Here is an 18,439-nt window from a genome sequence, read left to right on the forward strand (position 1 = left end):
GCCTTACGCTAAATCATCGTCAATAGCCCATGGCTAAAATTATTTCGCCGGGCGACAAATTACCTGTTGGCGAAAATTTTCCACATCGGGGGCTTTACGCTTGATTTGGCGGTGAGATAAGCTTTCCTTGAATACTGTACAAATATACAGATGTCAGGATAAGAATATGTCTAAGCCCTTGAAGTCGACGCCCCATCAGCGCCAGGAAATGACCGGAATAGAGCGGCTGAGCTTGCGGGTATCAGCGATGATCAACCACCCGCTCGCGCAGACGCAGCGCTGGGTGACGGTGCATCGCCTGGATACCGACGGTGATGCCGAGTGGGAGGAGGTGATGGGCCTGCTGGCCGAGACGCCCGAGCTGGAACTGACCTTCAACGACGACGAGAGCGTGACGGTGCGCTGGGAGCGCGGCAGCGTGGAGGAGCGCGACGACTTTATCGTCGAGCAGGACAGCGAGCAGCAGGTCGAGGAGGCGGCACCTTTCTGAAGGTCAGAAAGAGCCTGCGGGGCAGCGTAATACTGTTCACTCAAGTCTGATGTGACATCGATTGGGGCTTCCTTGCAGCCCTTCGCGGGCAAGCCCGCTCCCATAGAACTGCGCATAACTCATTAAAGGCAGGGACTTTGTGGGAGCGGCTTTAGCCGCGAACACCGGCGCAGCCGGTGCCATGCACCGCGTTGGATTCTTCGCGGCTAAAGCCGCTCCCACAGGGTACGCGTACCGCTTGGCTGTGGGAGCGGGCTTGCCCGCGAAGGGCCGCAAGGCGGCCCCAGTTGCGCGAATGGACAGCATTACGCTGGGGTGGTGGCCTTCGCTTTACACAAGGTGTGCATTCCACACCAGCAGCACCCTGGCCTGGATGTAGGTCTCTTCCCGGCGAATCATGCGGTCCTTGTGCCGCGAGTTGTCGGAAATCATCTCGAAATGGTCTTCGTCGGCAATCTGCAATCGCTTGATGTAGATGTGGTCGCCCCAGGAGAAGAAGTAGATTCCATCACCGACGAACTCGCGGATGCTGACGTCCACGATCAGCGGGTCGCGGTGCTTGATGGTCGGTTCCATCGACTGGCCCCAGCCGGTCACCATCTTCAGGTGGTGGTGCTCGCTGAACTCCACGCCAAGCTCGCGCAGGTGGCTTGGGCTGACGCGAACATCCTTGAACATCTCGGGGTAGTCGTGGGGGATCTGCCCGCCGCCCATGGCCGCACGGACGTCGTAGTGGGCAATCCATACTTCGTCGCCCACCAGTCCTGGCCGAACAAGTTCAGCCGCCACCAGCGTCGAGTCTGCCGGCTCCTCGGCGGCGGCCAGCAGCCTTTGCCGGGTTTCTTCGGGGATGCCCTTGCCGCTTCTGGCAAGCATCTGCTTGACCAGATCGGCCGCGGAAAGCTTGCTGTCGACAGCCTCGGCCGGCGACTGCGCCTGGTCGCCCGCTGCCATCGCGTCGAACCACCCCCGTGGCAAGCCTTCGATGCCCTCGATTCGGCGGGCCACGTCATCGCCCAGGTTCTTCGCTGTCTTGTCCGAAAGGATCTGGCTCAGGTGCGCAGGCGCCATCCCCCAGCGCTCTGCGCAGGATCCCTTCCTCTGGCTGCCGATCAGCTTGACCAGGTTGTGCTTGCGAATTTCGTAGATGTCCATGGGGCGAAGCATGCCAGTGTTTAGCTCGCTGCTAAATATGCTCAAGGCTAAATTTCTCTTGTCATGTTATTAGCTGTAGGCTAAATTAAATGCGCAAGCAAGGAAAGCCACCGAGAAGCTGTTCTCCAGGCTTACGACATCACCATCCGTTATGAGGTTTTCATGGACCCGACTGACCTCGGCCCAGGCACCATCACCTGGCTGGGCGGAACAGGCACCGTGTTGCTGGGTGCATTCCTCTGGCTGCGCAAGTGGCTGTCCAGGGATGCGGCTGACCGTGCCATGGACAACGCTGATATTGGCGTGGTCCGGCGCCTGAACGAGCTGCTCGATATCGAGCGTGACGCCCGAAGAGAAGCGCAGGCCAGGGCCGATCAGTTTGCAAAGGAACGCAATGAACTGGTGATCACTGTAGGGCGCCTGGAAGGCAAGATCGAAGCGCTGACCAGTCGGGGCGGCCATCCTCCCCGGCAGGTCACCGTCCAGGGCGAGGGGATCGCCCGCCTGCGCGGGAAGCAGGGTGAGTGAGGCGGCCCGCAAGACAAATTCTGTTTATGCCCATGCGTATGGGCCTTTTTCTGTATGGAGACAACATGGCTCGATTGGATTCTGCCGCTGCCGGCGGCGCGAACGTGCTCGCATTCCTGGACATGCTGGCCTGGTCCGAGGGTACCTCGACCATCGCTGCCAGTGACGATGGCTACAACGTCCTGGTCGGCGGCCAACTGTTCAATGACTACAGCGGGCACCCGAGGCAGAAGGTGTGGTTGCCCAGCTACGGCATCCACAGCTCCGCTGCGGGGCGGTACCAGATTCTGGCCGGTACCTGGGATGCCATCGTGAGCACTTATGGCTTCAATGGCCGCTTTACCCCTGAGGCCCAGGACCTGGCGGCAATCAAGTTGCTGAGCGAGTGCGGCGCGTTGGCGCTGATCAAGGCCGGCCGCATTGCCCAGGCGATCGCCAAGGCCGCGCCGATCTGGGCCAGCCTGCCTGGCGCGGGCTACGGTCAGCGCGAGCACCAGCTGGCCGCGTTGTTGGCAATGTTCATAGCCTGCAGCGGGGAGGTGCAGGCGTAACGCCCAGGCAAAAAAAGACCCGCCAGGTAGGCGGGCCAGAAGGGCGTAGGGAGCAACGCACAACAAATACGGGTCAGGCGACCAAGGTGCCTGGTTGCAACTGTTCGACCAGGGCCTGAGCCGAGGCGCGGGTCGGCATCGGGCCGCTTACGGCTTCGCCGTTGCGCACCAGGTACCAGCATGCCAGCAGGCCCTGCTGACGCAGCGAAGCGGGGACGGCACTGCCGACGACGGACATGATCTGGATAGTGGCCATGTGGACCTCCTGTAAAACATGGCCCTACCTTACGCAGCAGCCGGGGCGGTTTGAAATTAACTTCCTCGATAGTGGTCATTGGTTCTATCAACATTTACCACCGCGGCGGGCCGTAATACACCGGTGGCGGACCGTAGTAGGTGCGATAGCCCGGGGGCGGTGGTGCTGGCACGTAGTACGGCTGGTAGTACACCGGCGGTGGCGGTGGTTGCACGTAGACCGGTGGCGGCCCGTAGTAGACCGGTTGGCGCTCGACGTACACGGTACGGTCACGCCCGCCATAAACCGTCGCCCCGACCACGGCGCCAACCACGGCCGCACCCAGCAGCGGGCCGGGGCCATACCAACCGCCATGGCCATGGCCGCCATGGGCGACAGCGGGCGCGCTGATGGCCAGGGCACCGACCAGCAGGGCGATTCCGGGAATGTGACGGTTCATGAAGAAACCCTCGCAAGGACACCCCAGGTGTGGGGTCCTATTACTATGACTCCACTTTTCGTCAGCTGAGCACGGGGGAACGGTAAAGGTTGTGTAAGCGACGACCAGCGGTTACGTCTGTTACGCTGAACAAACGTTTCAGTTATGACAAAGGAGCAGGTTATGTCGACAACTCCCAGCAGAGACACCGTGCTGTGCATCTCCCTGGCGGGCCGCCCCGGCACCTTCGGGGTACGGTTCCACAACCACCTGTACCAGCAGCTGGGCCTGGACTTCTACTACAAGGCCATGCGCACCGATGACCTGCCGGCGGCGGTGACGGGCATCCGTGCCTTGGGTATCCGCGGTTGCGGGGTATCGATGCCGTACAAGGAGGCCTGCATGGCCCTGGTCGACGAGATCGACCCATCGGCGGCGGCCATCGAGTCGGTCAATACCCTGGTCAATAGCAATGGTCACCTGAAGGCCTACAACACCGATTACCTGGCCGTGCGCCAGTTGCTGGAGCAACACCAGGTCGACCCGACCACGGCGTTTGCCTTGCGCGGCAGTGGCGGCATGGCCAAGGCGGTAGCCAGTGCCTTGCGCGATGCCGGGTTCGCCGAAGGCATCATCGTGGCGCGCAACGAGCAGGCCGGGCGGCAGCTGGCGGATGTGTGCGGTTATCGCTGGGTGGCGGAGCTGGGCGACCTGTGCCCACCCATGCTGGTGAACGTGACGCCGATCGGCATGGCGGGCGGGCCCGAGGCCGAGCAGCTGGCGTTTTCCGAGAACGCCATCGCCGCGGCGGCGCGGGTGTTCGATGTGGTGGCGATGCCGGAGAGCACACCGTTGATCCGACGGGCGCGGGCGTTGGATAAGCCGGTGATCACCGGGCTGGAGGTGATTGCGCTGCAGGCGCTGGAGCAGTTCGTGCTTTATACCGGGGTGCGACCCACCTTGGCGCAGGTGGAGGCGGCGGTGGCGTACGCCCGGGATATCTGATTACTCCGGTGCCGGCCCTTTCGCGGGTAAACCCGCTCCCACAGGGATAGCGCACGCATGTAGCAGCGGCGCTACCCCTGTGGGAGCGGGTTTACCCGCGAAGAGGCCGGCACAGGCATTGACAAGGTCAGAACACCTTGTGCCCTTCATCCAGCTGTTGGTCGACCAGCGCCCGGCCATGGGCCAGCGACACATGCTGTGCGTTCTCGAGGTCGGAGAAGAACTTCATCGGCATCGACATGCGCCTGCTGGTGTGCCCGTCGGGGTCGGTGATCAGGCACCCGGCGGCGTAGGGCAGGGGGGAATCGGGGTGGGGCATCACGCTGGCGGTGATGGTGTGCTTGCGATATTCACAGTGAAGAGATTGCATCGTCCTTACCTCGCTGTGGCATGTGAAGCAGTTACCTTCATATACCACAGCAAGGGGCCGGGAGTTCCCGGCCCGACGAGCGAGCCGCGATTAGCGCTCAGCCTTTGAGCTCGGTCGGCTGGATGACTTCGACCCAGTAACCGTCCGGGTCCTTGACGAAGGCCAGGTGGTTCATGCGCCCGTCTTGCAGGCGCTTCTGGAACGGTACGTCCAGTGCCTCGAAGCGTGCGCAGGCGGCGCGTACGTCCGGTACCGAGATGCAGATGTGGCCAAAGCCGCGTGGGTCGGTGTTGCCGTTGTGGTAGGCAAACTCGGCATCGTTTTCGGTGCCGTGGTTGTGGGTCAGCTCCAGCACGCCCGGGATCGACTTCATCCACTGGTGGCGTTCGCTGTCATCGGCCGGGATCTGCGCCGGGTCGACCAAGGCCAGGAAGTACAGGCTGAAGGCGGCTTCGGGGAAGTCGCGCTTGTCCACCAGGCGGAAGCCCAGCACGCGGGTATAGAAGTCCAGGGACTTCTCGATGTCCTTGACCCGCAGCATGGTGTGGTTGAAGACGAACTGGGCGGTGGCGGCGTCCGGTTGGGCGGTGACGCCAGGCAGGGTTTGCAGATCATGCAGGCTCATGGGAACTCCTGAGACGGGGCCGGGCGCAGGGCGCCGGCAAAACAGACAGGCCGGCCATGATACGGCAGTGTGCCGATTGCGCAAATGAAAGCGCCCTGCACGAGGCAGGGCGCTGGAATTAGAGGCCCGCATGTGCGGGCGCGTGATGGGGTCGCTAGTCCTTTAGCTGTCTCGATACTGAGCCAGCCCTTGTGAAAAAAGTGTGAAGTACGTGTGGACGTTTCATCAGCGTACCCAGCTTTCTACCGTGGCGGCTCCGTATTGTTCTTTCCAGGCCTTGAGCCCACGGTGGTTGCCGCCTTTGGTCTCGATCCGCTCGCCGGTGTGCGGGTTGGTGTAAACCTTCACCACGCGCGCGCGGCGCTGTTGCTTGGGCGCTGCACTGGAAACCCGGGCCACTGCTTTCGGGTCGAGGATGGCGATGATATCGCGCAGGCTCTTGTCGTAGCTTTTCATCAGGCCGACTAGTTTCTGCTCGAATTCGATTTCGCGTTTGAGGCCGGCATCCTTTTTCAACGCTTCCAGTTGCGCCATCTGTTCCTGGAGCGCTTTTTCGGCAGCACGAAACTCTGCAAGTCTGGACACTGTAATCACTCCTGTACGTCGGTCGTGGCAGGGCGTGACGAACATTGAAGAAGAATAAAAACGCCGGCCACGCGGGTGGGTTCCGCTGTTCGCTGATATCGAGTGTAGTCATTCATGGGTACTGGGTAAACTGCAAACTTTTTGTAAGTAAGCCGGGAACTTTCCTAGTTTTGCGCGCGGTATTGTCCGGTTTTTTCGCGGTTGCCTTGCGGTGCGCTTAGACCATGGTCCAATGGCCCGTGCCAGAGCCTTCGCGCGATAATTTCAGATGATGGCCGGCTATTGTTCGGCCCCCTCGCAGTACCGTGGCCAGCACGTGCCACAGGTTGTTTACTCGCCTTGATTCTGGATGTTTTCTCCCATGTTTGCCCCTTTTCCCATCGCCCCCGGGCGTCGTGTTGCCGGCTTGTTCCTGTTGTGTGCCGGCGTCAATGCCCAGGCCGCCGGTTTTCTTGAAGACAGCAGTGCTAAGGTCGAAGCACGCAATGTCTATTTCAACCGGGATTTCCGTGACGGCCACAGCAGTTCCAGCCAGGGTGCGTCCAAACGCGAAGAATGGGCACAAGGTTTCATCCTCAATGTGCAGTCGGGTTACACGCAGGGGCCGGTAGGTTTTGGCGTGGATGCGCTGGGCATGTTCGGCTTCAAACTTGACTCCAGCCCGGCAGACAGCAACAGCGGCCTGTTGCCGTCTTCCGGCCATGACCCACGGCACTCGGCGGACCAGTACGCGAAGATGGGCCTGGCGGCCAAGGTCAAGGTTTCCAATACCGTGCTCAAGTACGGTTCGATGATGCCGGATGTGCCGCTGCTCAAGTACAACGATGGCCGCCTGCTGCCGACCATGTTCCATGGCGCCATGCTCACCTCCGAAGAAGTGCGCGACCTGAAGTTCACCCTGGCCCGTCTGGACAAGTACACCGCACGGGATTCCACCGACCGTCAGGACATTCGCGTGCATTGCAAGAACAAGCGCTATGCCTGCGATATCGAGGCTGACCACTTTGACCTGGCCGGTGTCGATTACCGTTTCAACGAGCGCTTCAGCGCCCAGTACCAGGTGGCCAAGCTGGAGAACATCTACCGTCAGCACTTCCTCGGCCTGGTGGCCAGCCAGCCATTGGCGGTGGGCAGCCTGTCGGCAGACCTGCGCTTGATCAAGAGTGACGACATCGGCAATGCCCGCGCCGGCGAAATCGACCATCGCGCGTTCAGCGGCATGCTCGGCTACAGCCTGGGTGGCCACAAGCTCAGTGCCGGCTGGCAACGCATGTATGGCGACAGTGCCATGCCATACCTGGATGGCACCAACCCGTACCTGGTCAACTATGCCCAGGTCAACGACTTCGCCGCCGCCCAGGAACGTTCCTGGCAGGTGCGTTATGACTATGACTTCAAGGCCCTGGGCGTGCCCGGCCTGACCTTCTTCACCCGTTACATCAACGGTGACAATATCAAGGTGCCGGGCAGCACGGCCGAAGGCAAAGAGTGGGAACGCGACACCGAGTTCAAGTACCAGGTGCAAAGTGGCACGTTCAAGGACGTCAGTGTGCGCCTGCGTAATTCCACTTACCGCAGCAACTATGAAAAGTGGGCGCGTGACATGGACGAGACACGGGTCATTGTCAGCTACAACTTCTCCATCTTCTGACGGGGCGCTTTGCCAAATACCGGCAGCCACCTGACAATGGCTGCTGGTTCCCGCAAAGGGCAGGGCAATGAAAGACCTGTTGTTGATCGGCATCGGCCCGGGTGACCCACGCCAGGTCACCTACGAGGCGGTCGATGCGCTGCGCCAGGCCAGCGTGTTCTTCGTGCTCGACAAGGGCGGCGACAAGGACGAACTGGTGCGCCTGCGCAAGGCCATCCTGCAACGCTATCGGCCCGAGGGCGGCTACCGCCTGGTGCAGGTCGCCGACCCTGCACGCGATGGCCAGGCGGATGACTACCTGGGCGCGGTGCAGGACTGGCACCGGCAGCGTGCGGCGCTGTATGCCCAACTGATCGAACAGGAGATAGGCATTGGGGAAACCGGCGCCTTTCTGCTGTGGGGCGAGCCGACGCTGTACGACAGCACCCTGCGCATCCTTGGCCTGGTCCGCGAGCGTGGTGTGGCGCTGCGCCTGCAGGTCATTCCGGGCATCAGCAGCGTGCAGGCGTTGGCGGCGCGCCATCAGGTGCCGCTCAACCGCATCGGTGAGCCGTTGACCGTATTGCCAGGGCGGCGCCTGGCCGGGCAGGGGCAGATCGACAATGTGCTGGTGATGCTGGACGGGCAGTGCGCGTTTGCCCGGTTCGATGACCCGGCGCTGATGATCTACTGGGGCGCGTACCTGGGGACTGCTGATGAGGTGCTGATTGCCGGGCCGTTGCAGGCGGTGAAGGCGCAGATAATGGAAGTGCGTGAGCGGGAGCGGGCGCGCAAGGGGTGGATCATGGATAGCTACCTGTTGCGCAGGGAGCTGTAGTCAGCTGCAGCCTGTGCCGGCCTCTTCGCGGGCTCGCCCGCTCCCACAGGTACAGCGCCAGCTTTGGGGCCGCGCGTTCCCTGTGGGAGCGGGCAAGCCCGCGAAGCAGGCGACACCGATTTCAAGGGTTACCCAGAATGGCCTGCACCTTCTCCCGCAACTGGTCGATGCTGAACGGCTTGCCGATGAGGTGCATGCCCTCCGGTACATCGACGCTTTCGGCATAGCCACTGGCGAACAGCACCGGCAACAGCGGCCGCAGCTCGCGCGCCTTGACCGCCAACTCTTCGCCACGCATGTCCGGCAGCCCCACATCGGTCATCATCAGCGCCAGTGCCTGGCTCGGGTCCTCGAGAATGCGCAGCGCCGCGTTGGCATGCTCCGCTTCGATGACGGTGTAGCCCAACTCGTCGAGCACTTCGACCATCAGCATGCGTACGATGTCGTCGTCTTCGACTACCAGAAGGTGCATGGTTGCGATCCTGTGCAGAATGAATGTCTTTAATCTGTGCTCCGGATGGCAGCAGAAGTTCCCGGAGGATACCGGTCCGTGCAATCAGATGGAACGATTGGCGCACATCACCTTCAAATACTGGCTAAATGCCCTGCCAGACCCGCCAAAGCTGGTTAGACTCGCTTTACGGGACAGAGCAGTGGCAGACAACTACAACGATCGCTTTGCCACACTTTCAATGGACTTTACTTGCTCGGGCGTTTTCACATGATTCAAGCAGCCTCGATGGACCAGCGGAGCTTCCGCAAGCTGTTGAGCCGCAACGTCGGCCTACCCCTGGGGGTTGGCCTGCTGGGGGCCGTTGCCTTCGTCGCGGTGATCAACTACCTGCTTTCGGCCTTGCAGTGGGTCGAGCACACCGACCGGGTGATCGGCAATGCCAACGAAACGGTCAAACTGTCGATCGACATGGAAACCGGCATGCGTGGCTTCCTGATCACCGGCGACGAGCGTTTCCTCGACCCCTACGAGGTGGCCAAGCCGCGCATCTTCGGTAGCCTGCAGAGCCTGCGCGGCATGGTCGAGGACAACCCGCAACAGGTCGAACGCATCGACCGGCTGATCGCCCTGCAGCAGGCGTGGAACACCTTCGGCAGCGAGATGATCAACTTGCGCCGCAGCCAGGGTGATTACCGCGCCTTGATCGGCAACGGCCGCGGCAAGCGCCTGACTGACGAGATCCGCAAGGAGTTCGACAACCTGATCGCCAGCGAACAACAGTTGCGCATGGCGCGCAACGAGCGGGTCAACAGTGTGACCGTCACGGTCATGTCGTCCTTCGTGCTGTTCATCGTCGGCCTAAGTGCCTTGCTGGCCTACCTCGGGCGGCGCGACCTATTGGCGCTGTCGGGTACCTATGACGAAAACTTCAAGGCCCAGCAGCGCGCGGCCGAGCGCCTGGAGCACCAGGCCTGGCTGCGCAACGGGCAGACGCAACTGGCCGAACAGGTGCTCGGCCAGCTGACCCTGCCCATGCTCGGTGACAACATCCTGCGTTTCTTCGCCAGCTACCTGGGCAGCGTGGTCGGCGCACTGTACGTACGTGACGAGCATGGCCGCCTGGTGCGTGTGGCCAGCTATGGCCTGGATGCCGAGGAGCAGGCCCGCGAGCAGGTGCTGGGCGATCACGAAGGCCTGCTGGCCCAGGCCGTGCGCGAAGCGCGGCTGCTGCGCCTGGACGACTTGCCCGACGACTATTTCCACCTCAGTTCCGGCCTGGGTCGGGGCCTGCCGCGCAGTGCCATGCTGATGCCCTGCAGTGATGACGGGCAGATCAACGGTGTGCTGGAGCTGGGCTTCCTGCGGCCGCTGCAGGAGCGTGACGAAGAGATGCTGCAGCGGGTCCGTGGCAACCTCGGTATCTCCATCGAAAGCGCCCGCTACCGGCAGCGCCTGCAGGAAGTGCTGGCCGAGACCCAGCAACTGAACGAAGAGCTGCAAGTGCAGCAGGAAGAGCTGAAAACCGCCAACGAAGAGCTCGAAGAGCAATCCCGCGTGCTCAAGGAGTCCCAGGCCCATCTGGAAACCCAGCAGGCGGAACTGGAGCAGACCAACGAGCAATTGTCCGAGCGCACCGAGGCGCTGGACCGCAAGAACGACGAGCTGCTCCAGGCCCAGGACGAGCTGCAGGCGCGCGCCGAGGAACTGCAGCGTTCGAGCAAGTACAAGTCCGAGTTCCTCGCCAATATGTCCCACGAGCTGCGTACGCCGCTGAACAGTTCGCTGATCCTGGCCAAGCTGCTGGCGGAGAACGGCGAGGGCAACCTCAGCGACGAGCAGGTCAAGTTCGCCGAATCCATATACTCGGCCGGCAACGACCTGCTCAACCTGATCAACGACATTCTCGACATCGCCAAGGTGGAAGCCGGCAAGCTCGAAGTGCGCCCCGAAAGCACCCAGGTGGAACGCCTGGTCGAAGGCCTGCGTGGCATGTTCGAGCCGCTGGCCGGGCACAAGGGCCTGGCCTTCGAGGTGACCACCGAGGCGCAGGTGCCGGCCACGCTGTTCACCGACCGCCAGCGGCTGGAGCAGATTCTCAAGAACCTGCTGTCCAACGCCATCAAGTTCACCGAGCGCGGCCAGGTCAGCCTGAACATCGGTTACCAGCCCGGCACCGGCATCGTCTTTGCCGTGCGCGATACCGGCATCGGCATCGCCGCCGACCAGCAGCAGGCGATCTTCGGCGCCTTCCACCAGGTCGATGGCACCAGCAATCGCCGTTATGGCGGCACTGGCCTGGGCCTGTCCATTTCCCGCGACCTGGCGCACCTGCTGGGTGGGCAGATCAGCGTCGACAGCAGCCCCGGCCAGGGCAGCGTGTTCAGCCTGATCCTGCCGGAGCGCTATGAGCGGGTTGCGCAGGATATCGAGCCACTCAGCCTGCGCCCGGCGGTCGACAGCCTGCCACCCGCGCCGCAGGCACCGGCGGTGGCGGCGCCGAAACGCCAGGCACCGACATTCGCCGACGACCGCGAGCGCGCGCCGTTCGGCAACCGCTGCATTCTGGTGATCGAGGACGAACCGAACTTCGCCCGCATCCTCTTCGACCTGGCCCACGAACTGGGTTACAGCTGCCTGGTGGCGCAGGGCGCCGACGAGGGCTTCGAACTGGCCGCGCAGTACATCCCCGATGCCATCCTGCTGGACATGCGTTTGCCCGACCATTCCGGCCTGACCGTGCTGCAACGCCTGAAGGAGCAGGCGAGCACCCGGCACATCCCGGTGCATATCATTTCCGTGGAGGACCGGGTCGAGGCTGCCATGCACATGGGCGCCGTCGGCTACGCGGTCAAGCCCACCAGCCGCGAACAACTCAAGGAAGTGTTCGCCCGCCTGGAGGCCAAGCTGACCCAGAAGCTCAAGCACATCCTGCTGGTGGAAGACGACGACCTGCAGCGCGAAAGCATTGCCCGCCTGATCGGCGACGACGATGTCGAGATCACCGCCGTGGCCATGGCCCAGGATGCCCTGGCGTTGCTGCGCGAGAACATCTACGACTGCATGATCATCGACCTCAAGCTGCCCGACATGCTCGGCAACGAGCTGCTCAAGCGCATGACCGCCGAGGACATCCGTGCCTTCCCGCCGGTGATCGTGTATACCGGGCGCAACCTGACCCGCGAAGAAGAAGCCGACCTGCTCAAGTATTCGCGCTCGATCATCATCAAGGGCGCCCGCTCGCCGGAGCGCCTGCTCGACGAAGTGACGCTGTTCCTGCACAAGGTCGAGTCGCAGCTGTCCAACGAACGCCAGCGCATGCTCAAGACCGCGCGCAGCCGCGACAAGGTATTCGAAGGCCGCAAGGTGCTGCTGGTGGACGACGACGTGCGCAACATCTTCGCCCTGACCAGCGCGCTGGAACACAAGGGCGCGATCGTCGAAATCGGCCGCAACGGCCGCGAAGCCATCGAGCGCCTGGAGCAGCATGACGACATCGACCTGGTGCTGATGGACGTGATGATGCCGGAAATGGACGGCTTCGAGGCTACCCGGCTGATCCGCCAGCAACAACGCTGGCGCAAGCTGCCGATCATTGCCGTGACCGCCAAGGCGATGAAGGATGACCAGCAGCGTTGCCTGCAGGCCGGCGCCAACGATTACCTGGCCAAACCGATCGACCTGGACCGCTTGTTCTCGCTGATCCGTGTGTGGCTGCCGCAACTGGAGCGAATTTGACTAGCGAACGTAACACCGATATCGAAATCCGCTTGCTGATCGAGGCCATCTACCTCAAGTACAGCTACGATTTCCGCAACTATTCCGGCGCGTCGATCAAGCGCCGGATCCTGCATGCGCTGCGCCAGTTCGACTGCCTCACGGTGTCGGCGCTGCAGGAGCGCGTGCTGCACGACCCTGGCATGTTCATGCAGTTGCTGCAGTACCTGACGATCCCGGTCAGCGAGATGTTCCGCGACCCGGGGCACTACCTGGCGCTGCGCAACGAAGTGGTACCGCTGCTGCGCACCTGGCCGTCGATCAAGGTGTGGATTGCCGGCTGCAGCACGGGCGAGGAGGTGTATTCGATGGCCATCCTGCTGCGCGAGGAGGGCCTGCTGGAGCGCACCATCATCTACGCCACCGACATCAACCCGCATTCGCTGGACAAGGCCAAGCAGGGCATCTACTCGATGCAGAGCATGCGCGAGTACGCCGAAAACTATCGCATCGCCGGCGGCCGGCGGGACTTTGCCGAGTACTACACGGCAGCCTACGGCAACGCCATCATGGACAGCACCCTGCGCGACAACGTGACCTTCGCCGACCACAGCCTGGCCACCGACAGCGTGTTTTCCGAAACCCAGCTGGTGTCGTGCCGCAACGTGCTCATCTACTTCAACAAGGAGCTGCAGGACCGCGCCCTGGGCCTGTTCCACGAGTCCCTATGCCACCGCGGCTTCCTGGTGCTGGGCAGCAAGGAATCGGTGGATTTTTCCGCCTACAGCGAGCGCTTCGAGCCGCTGGTCAAGCCCGAACGGATCTACCGCAAGTCATGAAAGGCGTACGCGCGATGGTGATCGGCGCCTCGGCCGGCGGCGTTACAGCGCTGTTCAGTGTGCTGGGCGCGTTGCCGGCCGGCTTCGCCATTCCGGTGATATGCGTGCTGCACCTGCCAGATGACCGCCACAGCCAGCTGGCCGAGGTGCTGCAACGTCGCCTGCGGCGGCCAGTGTGCGAGGCCTGTGACAAACAACCGCTGCGCGCCGGGCAGATCTACGTTGCCGGGCCGGGTTATCACCTGTCGGTGGAGCGTGACCTGACCCTGTCGCTGAGCCAGGAGCCGCCGGTGCATTTTTCCCGGCCGGCGATCGACTACCTGTTCATGTCGGCGGCCGATGCCTATGGTGCCGGCCTGCTGGGCATGTTGCTCACCGGGGCCAACGAGGATGGCGCAGAAGGCCTTGCCTATATCAAGCGCAACGGGGGCCGGACCGTGGTCCAGGACCCTTGCGACGCACAGGTGGCGCTGATGCCGGAGGCCGCATTGGCCCTGCACCAGCCCGACCATATTCTTTCTCTGAGTGGCATCGAGCGATTGCTCGCCGCCCTGGAACCCAGCGCATGCTAAGCCACACCATCGCCAAACTGCTGATCGTCGACGACCTGCCAGAAAACCTGCTGGCCCTCGACGCCCTGATCCAGGGCCAAGACCGCGAGGTGCACCAGGCACAGTCGGCCGAGGCAGCGTTGTCGCTGTTGCTCGAGCACGAGTTCGCCCTGGCCATCCTCGACGTGCAGATGCCGGGCATGAACGGTTTCGAGCTGGCCGAGCTGATGCGCGGCACGGAAAAGACTCGCAACATCCCCATCGTGTTCGTCACTGCCGCCGGGCGCGAGATGAACTACGCGTTCAAGGGCTATGAAAGCGGCGCGGTGGACTTTCTGTACAAGCCGCTCGACACCCTGGCGGTGAAGAGCAAGGTGTCGGTGTTCGTCGACCTGTACCGCCAGCGCAAGGTGCTCGACCGCCAGTTGCAGGCCCTGGAACGCAGCCGCCAGGAGCAGGAGCTGCTGCTGGCCCAGCTGCAAACGGCGCGGGGTGAACTGGAGCATGCCGTGCGCATGCGCGATGACTTCATGTCGATCGTGTCCCACGAGGTGCGCACCCCGCTCAATGGCCTGATCCTGGAAACCCAGCTGCGCAAGCTGCACCTGGCACGCGGCAACCTTGCCGCCTTCAGCGGCGACAAGCTGCAGGCCATGGTCGAGCGCGACGAGCGGCAGATCAACAGCCTGATCCGCCTGGTCGAAGACATGCTCGATGTATCGCGCATCCGCACCGGCAAACTGTCGTTGCGGCCCAAGGCGTTCGACCTGGGCCAGCTGGTGCGCGGCCTGGTGGAGAACTTTGCTGCCCAGGCCAGCGCACTGGATACCCATTTCGAATTGCAACGCTGCGAGCCGCTGCAGGGTGAGTGGGACGAGTTTCGCATCGAGCAGGTGCTGGCCAACCTGTTGTCCAATGCCTTGCGTTATGGTGAGCGCAAACCGGTGCAGGTGCGGGTGTTCGAGCAGGACGGCCTGGCCTGCGTGCAGGTGCAGGACCATGGCATCGGCATCTGCGTGGCCAACCAGCAGCGCATCTTCCAGCAGTTCGAGCGGGTCGCCACCCAGCAGGCCAGCGGTGGGTTGGGCCTGGGGCTGTACATATCGGAGCAGATCGTCCAGGCACACGGTGGGCGCATACTGGTGGAGAGTGAAGAGGGCAAAGGCGCCACCTTTACCTTGCAGTTGCCACTGGCAACTTACGAACAACAAAACGACCAGGCACGGGCAACCTCTGCCTGAGCCTGGGGTCTGATGGCCAGCTGTAAGTATTTCAAGGCGTTGACATGAGTGAAGATGCACAAGATGTAGTACTGGTGGTCGAGGACGAACCGGCGATTCGCATGATCCTGCGTGATTACCTGGCAGGCGAGGGCTACCACGTGCTGGTGGCCGAGGATGGCGAGCAGGCGTTCGCGATCCTGGCGAGCAAGCCGCACCTCGACCTGATGGTGACGGACTTCCGCTTGCCGGGCGGGATTTCCGGGGTGGACATTGCCGAGCCGGCGGTGAAATTGCGGCCGGACCTGAAGGTGATCTTCATCAGCGGCTACCCGGCGGAGATTCTCGAATCCGGCAGCCCTATCACCCGCAAGGCACCGATCCTGGCCAAGCCGTTCGACCTGGATACCTTGCACGATCAGATCCAGTCACTCCTGCGCTAGCCTGCACTGGCCCTTTCGCGGGTAAACCCGCTCCCACAGGAGCTGTGCAAGTCTCAAGGTTTGCACCGTTCCTGTGGGAGCGGGTTTACCCGCGAAAGGGCCGGTGCAGGCTAGCGCAGTGTCCGCTCCAGCCCACCCACCAGCATGCTTTCCATCAACCCCAGCCCCTGTTCTTCGGGCAAGGCCTTCAACAACCCCGGCAACTGGTTCAGCAGCGTCGCCACCACATGCGCCGTGGCCACCAGGGCCTGCCCCTGCAACTTCGCCTGCGGTGCGATCAACCTCAGCAACCCCGCCTCATAGCGCTTGCGCAGCAAGGCCAGGCGCGCCTGCTGGTCTTCGCTCAGGCAACAGAAGTCGCGCTCTGCCAGGCGAAACTGCATGGGCCGCTCGGCATGCAGCTGCCAGTGCGCGGCAATCAGGCAGCTCAACGCCGACGCCCCGCGCGCCATGGCCCTGCGCCCCTGGTCCAGGGTGGCCTGCAACTCCTCGTACAACTCCTCGATCAGGTCGTACAACAAGTCCTGCTTGCTGGGAAAGTGGTGGTACAGCGAGCCTGCGGTAAGCCCCACATGGGCCGCCAGCTCGCGCATGCTGACCTGGCCAAAGCCCTTTTCGGCAAACAGCGCCATGGCCCGGTCACGTCGCTCTTCAAAGTTGGCACAGCGCATCGCGGCATTGACCGGGGGCATGGCGTTCGCTCCTCAGTAGGTGAAGAAACCGCGGCCGCTCTTGCGCCCCAGCCAACCGGCCGCGACCATTTCCTTGAGCAACGGGGCAGGGCGGTACTTGCTGTCGTTGAAGCCTTCATGGAAGGCCTCCATGATCGCTAGCAGGGTGTCCAGGCCGATCAGGTCGGCCAGGGCCAGCGGGCCGATCGGCTGGTTGCAGCCCAGGCGCATGCCGGTGTCGATGTCCTCGGCACTGGCCAGGCCCTCCTGGCGCACGAAGATCGCTTCGTTGATCATCGGCACCAGGATGCGGTTGACCACGAAGCCCGGGCGGTTGCCGGCGGTGATCGGGGTCTTGCCGACCTTTTCGGTCACCACCAGCGCCTGGGCGTAGGTGCTGTCGCTGGTCTGCAGGCCGCGAATGATCTCGACCAGCGCCATCATCGGCACCGGGTTGAAGAAGTGCACGCCAATGAAGCGCTCGGGGTGCTCGATGCTGGCCGCCAGCTGGGTGACCGACAGCGACGAGGTGTTGGTGGCGATCAGGCAGTCGGCGGCGACGTTGGCCGCCACCTGCTGCAGGATGCGCTGCTTGAGCTGCAGGTTCTCGGTGGCGGCCTCGATCACCAGCTGCGCGCCGCGCAGCTGGGTGTAGTCGGTGCTGGTGCGAATGCGCGTGCGGGCGGCTGCCGCCTTGTCGGCGTCGAGGGTGCCTTTGCCGACCTGGCGCTCGAGGTTCTTGCTCAAGGTGGCCACGCCGCGCTCCAGCGCAGCGTCGGAAACATCCACCAGCAGTACCTGGTAGCCGGCCACCGCACACACCTGGGCAATGCCGTTGCCCATGGTGCCGGCGCCGATCACGGCAATCTGTTCAATGCTCATGTGTCAGGCTCCCTCAGACGCGCTCGAAGACCACGGCGATGCCTTGGCCACCGCCGATGCACATGGTGGCCAGGGCGTAGCGGCCCTGGATGCGCTGCAGCTCATGGATGGCCTTGGTGGCGATGATCGCGCCGGTGGCGCCCACCGGGTGACCCAGGGAAATGCCCGAGCCGTTGGGGTTGACCTTTTCCGGGTCGAAGCCCAGTTCGCGAGCCACGGCGCAGGCCTGGGCGGCGAAGGCTTCGTTGGACTCGATCACATCCAGGTCCTGCACCTTCAGGCCGGTCTTTTCCAGCACCTTGCGGGTGGCCGGGATCGGGCCCAGGCCCATCAGTTCAGGCTCGACACCGGCATGGGCGTAGCCCACCAGGCGTGCCAGCGGCTTCAGGCCCAGGCGGCGCACCGCATCACCACTGGCCAGTACCAGGCCGCCAGCGCCGTCGTTGATGCCACTGGCATTGCCGGCGGTAACGGTGCCGTCTTTCTTGAACACGGTCTTCATCCCCGCCAGTTGCTCGGCGGTCACTTCGCCACGCACATGCTCGTCGGTGCTGAACTGCACGCTGCCCTTGCGGGTTTTCAGTTCCAGCGGGACGATCTGGCTGGCGAAGCGGCCTTCGGCAATGGCGCGGGCAGCGCGGCGCTGGCTGGTCAGGGCCAGTTCGTCCTGCATTTCGCGGGTAATGCCGTGCTTGGCCGCAACGTTCTCGGCAGTGATGCCCATATGGAAGTGTTCAAACGGGTCCTGCAGCACGCCGACGGTGTAGTCGATGCCTTGCAGGTCACCCATGCGAGCGCCCCAGCGTGCCTGCGGCAGCAGGTACGGGCCACGGCTCATGGATTCGGCGCCGGCTGCCACGGCCACATCGGTGTCGCCGAGCAGCAGGCATTGGGCTGCCGAGACGATGGCCTGCAGGCCCGAGCCGCACAGGCGGTTGACGTTGAATGCCGGGGTTTCCTTGGGGATGCCGGCGTTCATTGCCGCTACGCGGGCCAGGTAGGCGTCACGCGGTTCGGTAGGGATCACCGTGCCCATCACCAGGTGGCCGACTTGCTCGGCGGCAACGCCCGAGCGCTCGATGGCGGCGCGGGTGATGGCGCTGGCCAGGTCGGCCAGCGGCAGGTCCTTGAGGGAACCGCCAAAGCCACCAATGGCTGAACGGACGGCACTGACGACGTAGATTTCTGCGCTGCTCATAGGGGCTCCGATTGCG

The 18,439-nt window shown here is 63.2% G+C and carries 21 protein-coding genes; 11 read left to right on the top strand and 10 right to left on the bottom strand.

The features are described from left to right. The first annotated feature begins 166 nt into the window (after positions 1-166). Positions 167-490, top strand: coding sequence for a DUF1654 domain-containing protein (locus ABX298_RS21135; protein WP_025338682.1), 324 nt, complete (start codon positions 167-169; stop codon positions 488-490). 330 nt (positions 491-820) lie between these two features. On the opposite strand, the gene ABX298_RS21140 is transcribed toward ABX298_RS21135, so the two are convergent. Further along, entirely contained in the window at positions 821-1,645 is an 825-nt protein-coding gene (locus ABX298_RS21140; RefSeq protein ID WP_286919446.1) for a S24 family peptidase, read from the bottom strand. 162 nt (positions 1,646-1,807) lie between these two features. Between ABX298_RS21140 and ABX298_RS21145 the strand changes: the two genes are divergently transcribed. Both ABX298_RS21145 and ABX298_RS21150 read left to right on the top strand, forming a co-directional pair. Next, positions 1,808-2,173, top strand: a complete 366-nt coding sequence (locus tag ABX298_RS21145) for a chemotaxis protein (protein WP_075044881.1) — start codon at positions 1,808-1,810, stop codon at positions 2,171-2,173. A gap of 65 nt (positions 2,174-2,238) precedes the next feature. Then, positions 2,239-2,724: a glycoside hydrolase family protein gene (locus ABX298_RS21150; RefSeq protein ID WP_238066514.1), complete on the top strand. Its 486-nt coding sequence runs from the start codon at positions 2,239-2,241 to the stop codon at positions 2,722-2,724. A gap of 73 nt (positions 2,725-2,797) precedes the next feature. Here the strand turns inward: ABX298_RS21150 and ABX298_RS21155 are convergent, their stop codons facing one another. Both ABX298_RS21155 and ABX298_RS21160 read right to left on the bottom strand, forming a co-directional pair. Beyond that, a complete protein-coding gene (locus ABX298_RS21155; protein ID WP_286919445.1) occupies positions 2,798-2,980 on the bottom strand; it encodes a hypothetical protein in 183 nt (60 codons plus the stop codon). Between the two features lie 94 nt (positions 2,981-3,074). After that, positions 3,075-3,419 carry a hypothetical protein gene (locus tag ABX298_RS21160; protein WP_025338687.1) on the bottom strand — a complete coding sequence of 115 codons (345 nt, stop codon included), beginning with the start codon at positions 3,417-3,419 and terminating at the stop codon, positions 3,075-3,077. Between the two features lie 162 nt (positions 3,420-3,581). Here ABX298_RS21160 and ABX298_RS21165 point away from each other — a divergent pair, with 162 nt between their 5' ends. Then, positions 3,582-4,403, top strand: a complete 822-nt coding sequence (locus tag ABX298_RS21165; protein WP_317410259.1) for a shikimate 5-dehydrogenase — start codon at positions 3,582-3,584, stop codon at positions 4,401-4,403. A gap of 127 nt (positions 4,404-4,530) precedes the next feature. Here ABX298_RS21165 and ABX298_RS21170 read toward each other — a convergent pair whose 3' ends face one another. From ABX298_RS21170 to ABX298_RS21180, 3 genes are all read right to left on the bottom strand, one after another. After that, positions 4,531-4,773 (bottom strand): hypothetical protein, encoded by a 243-nt coding sequence (locus ABX298_RS21170; RefSeq protein WP_013973119.1) that lies wholly within the window; start codon positions 4,771-4,773, stop codon positions 4,531-4,533. A gap of 97 nt (positions 4,774-4,870) precedes the next feature. Further along, positions 4,871-5,398, bottom strand: coding sequence for a lactoylglutathione lyase (gene gloA, locus ABX298_RS21175; protein ID WP_025338689.1), 528 nt, complete (start codon positions 5,396-5,398; stop codon positions 4,871-4,873). 225 nt (positions 5,399-5,623) lie between these two features. After that, a complete protein-coding gene (locus ABX298_RS21180; protein WP_015270810.1) occupies positions 5,624-5,983 on the bottom strand; it encodes a histone-like nucleoid-structuring protein, MvaT/MvaU family in 360 nt (119 codons plus the stop codon). A gap of 361 nt (positions 5,984-6,344) precedes the next feature. On the opposite strand from ABX298_RS21180, the gene ABX298_RS21185 reads away from it, so the two are divergent. Both ABX298_RS21185 and cobF read left to right on the top strand, forming a co-directional pair. Beyond that, entirely contained in the window at positions 6,345-7,634 is a 1,290-nt protein-coding gene (locus ABX298_RS21185) for an OprD family porin (protein WP_238066512.1), read from the top strand. Between the two features lie 67 nt (positions 7,635-7,701). Further along, on the top strand, positions 7,702-8,451 hold the full coding sequence (cobF, locus tag ABX298_RS21190; protein WP_367393587.1) for a precorrin-6A synthase (deacetylating): 750 nt from the start codon (positions 7,702-7,704) through the stop codon (positions 8,449-8,451). Between the two features lie 121 nt (positions 8,452-8,572). Here the strand turns inward: cobF and ABX298_RS21195 are convergent, their stop codons facing one another. Beyond that, the gene (locus ABX298_RS21195) at positions 8,573-8,923 is read right to left on the bottom strand and encodes a response regulator (protein ID WP_367393588.1); all 351 of its coding nucleotides are present in this window, start codon (positions 8,921-8,923) and stop codon (positions 8,573-8,575) included. Positions 8,924-9,172: 249 nt separating this feature from the next. Here ABX298_RS21195 and ABX298_RS21200 point away from each other — a divergent pair, with 249 nt between their 5' ends. Genes ABX298_RS21200 through ABX298_RS21220 form a run of 5 tightly spaced genes read left to right on the top strand, consistent with a single transcriptional unit; the run spans position 9,173 to position 15,672 of the window. After that, positions 9,173-12,640, top strand: coding sequence for a response regulator (locus ABX298_RS21200; RefSeq protein ID WP_367393589.1), 3,468 nt, complete (start codon positions 9,173-9,175; stop codon positions 12,638-12,640). After that, positions 12,637-13,458 (top strand): protein-glutamate O-methyltransferase CheR, encoded by an 822-nt coding sequence (locus ABX298_RS21205; protein WP_003259474.1) that lies wholly within the window; start codon positions 12,637-12,639, stop codon positions 13,456-13,458. Before ABX298_RS21200 ends, ABX298_RS21205 begins: the two co-directional genes overlap by 4 nt. Then, a complete protein-coding gene (locus ABX298_RS21210; RefSeq protein WP_286919438.1) occupies positions 13,455-14,030 on the top strand; it encodes a chemotaxis protein CheB in 576 nt (191 codons plus the stop codon). The genes ABX298_RS21205 and ABX298_RS21210 overlap by 4 nt, the downstream gene beginning before the upstream one ends. Then, positions 14,024-15,250 (top strand): hybrid sensor histidine kinase/response regulator, encoded by a 1,227-nt coding sequence (locus tag ABX298_RS21215; RefSeq protein WP_075044892.1) that lies wholly within the window; start codon positions 14,024-14,026, stop codon positions 15,248-15,250. The genes ABX298_RS21210 and ABX298_RS21215 overlap by 7 nt, the downstream gene beginning before the upstream one ends. Positions 15,251-15,294: 44 nt before the next feature. Beyond that, the gene (locus tag ABX298_RS21220; RefSeq protein WP_075044893.1) at positions 15,295-15,672 is read left to right on the top strand and encodes a response regulator; all 378 of its coding nucleotides are present in this window, start codon (positions 15,295-15,297) and stop codon (positions 15,670-15,672) included. Between the two features lie 110 nt (positions 15,673-15,782). On the opposite strand, the gene ABX298_RS21225 is transcribed toward ABX298_RS21220, so the two are convergent. The 3 genes from ABX298_RS21225 to ABX298_RS21235 are packed head-to-tail and all read right to left on the bottom strand — an operon-like array spanning position 15,783 to position 18,423. Further along, positions 15,783-16,364 (bottom strand): TetR/AcrR family transcriptional regulator, encoded by a 582-nt coding sequence (locus tag ABX298_RS21225; RefSeq protein ID WP_075044895.1) that lies wholly within the window; start codon positions 16,362-16,364, stop codon positions 15,783-15,785. 12 nt (positions 16,365-16,376) lie between these two features. After that, on the bottom strand, positions 16,377-17,225 hold the full coding sequence (locus ABX298_RS21230; RefSeq protein ID WP_085615207.1) for a 3-hydroxybutyryl-CoA dehydrogenase: 849 nt from the start codon (positions 17,223-17,225) through the stop codon (positions 16,377-16,379). Positions 17,226-17,238: 13 nt separating this feature from the next. Then, positions 17,239-18,423, bottom strand: a complete 1,185-nt coding sequence (locus ABX298_RS21235; protein WP_025338698.1) for an acetyl-CoA C-acyltransferase family protein — start codon at positions 18,421-18,423, stop codon at positions 17,239-17,241. Positions 18,424-18,439: the final 16 nt, after the last annotated feature.

This window comes from Pseudomonas sp. X4 (genome assembly GCF_040784925.1).
GTDB classification, from domain to species: domain Bacteria; phylum Pseudomonadota; class Gammaproteobacteria; order Pseudomonadales; family Pseudomonadaceae; genus Aquipseudomonas; species Aquipseudomonas putida_Z.

Excerpts from the sequence above, each read along its gene's own strand:
- ABX298_RS21135 (WP_025338682.1), top strand. The coding sequence starts at position 167 with ATGTCTAAGCCCTTGAAGTCGACGCCCCATCAGCGCCAGGAAATGACC.
- ABX298_RS21140 (WP_286919446.1), bottom strand. The coding sequence starts at position 1,645 with ATGGACATCTACGAAATTCGCAAGCACAACCTGGTCAAGCTGATCGGC.
- ABX298_RS21145 (WP_075044881.1), top strand. The coding sequence starts at position 1,808 with ATGGACCCGACTGACCTCGGCCCAGGCACCATCACCTGGCTGGGCGGA.
- ABX298_RS21150 (WP_238066514.1), top strand. The coding sequence starts at position 2,239 with ATGGCTCGATTGGATTCTGCCGCTGCCGGCGGCGCGAACGTGCTCGCA.
- ABX298_RS21155 (WP_286919445.1), bottom strand. The coding sequence starts at position 2,980 with ATGGCCACTATCCAGATCATGTCCGTCGTCGGCAGTGCCGTCCCCGCT.
- ABX298_RS21160 (WP_025338687.1), bottom strand. The coding sequence starts at position 3,419 with ATGAACCGTCACATTCCCGGAATCGCCCTGCTGGTCGGTGCCCTGGCC.
- ABX298_RS21165 (WP_317410259.1), top strand. The coding sequence starts at position 3,582 with ATGTCGACAACTCCCAGCAGAGACACCGTGCTGTGCATCTCCCTGGCG.
- ABX298_RS21170 (WP_013973119.1), bottom strand. The coding sequence starts at position 4,773 with ATGCAATCTCTTCACTGTGAATATCGCAAGCACACCATCACCGCCAGC.
- gloA (WP_025338689.1), bottom strand. The coding sequence starts at position 5,398 with ATGAGCCTGCATGATCTGCAAACCCTGCCTGGCGTCACCGCCCAACCG.
- ABX298_RS21185 (WP_238066512.1), top strand. The coding sequence starts at position 6,345 with ATGTTTGCCCCTTTTCCCATCGCCCCCGGGCGTCGTGTTGCCGGCTTG.
- cobF (WP_367393587.1), top strand. The coding sequence starts at position 7,702 with ATGAAAGACCTGTTGTTGATCGGCATCGGCCCGGGTGACCCACGCCAG.
- ABX298_RS21195 (WP_367393588.1), bottom strand. The coding sequence starts at position 8,923 with ATGCACCTTCTGGTAGTCGAAGACGACGACATCGTACGCATGCTGATG.
- ABX298_RS21200 (WP_367393589.1), top strand. The coding sequence starts at position 9,173 with ATGATTCAAGCAGCCTCGATGGACCAGCGGAGCTTCCGCAAGCTGTTG.
- ABX298_RS21210 (WP_286919438.1), top strand. The coding sequence starts at position 13,455 with ATGAAAGGCGTACGCGCGATGGTGATCGGCGCCTCGGCCGGCGGCGTT.
- ABX298_RS21215 (WP_075044892.1), top strand. The coding sequence starts at position 14,024 with ATGCTAAGCCACACCATCGCCAAACTGCTGATCGTCGACGACCTGCCA.
- ABX298_RS21220 (WP_075044893.1), top strand. The coding sequence starts at position 15,295 with ATGAGTGAAGATGCACAAGATGTAGTACTGGTGGTCGAGGACGAACCG.
- ABX298_RS21225 (WP_075044895.1), bottom strand. The coding sequence starts at position 16,364 with ATGCCCCCGGTCAATGCCGCGATGCGCTGTGCCAACTTTGAAGAGCGA.
- ABX298_RS21230 (WP_085615207.1), bottom strand. The coding sequence starts at position 17,225 with ATGAGCATTGAACAGATTGCCGTGATCGGCGCCGGCACCATGGGCAAC.
- ABX298_RS21235 (WP_025338698.1), bottom strand. The coding sequence starts at position 18,423 with ATGAGCAGCGCAGAAATCTACGTCGTCAGTGCCGTCCGTTCAGCCATT.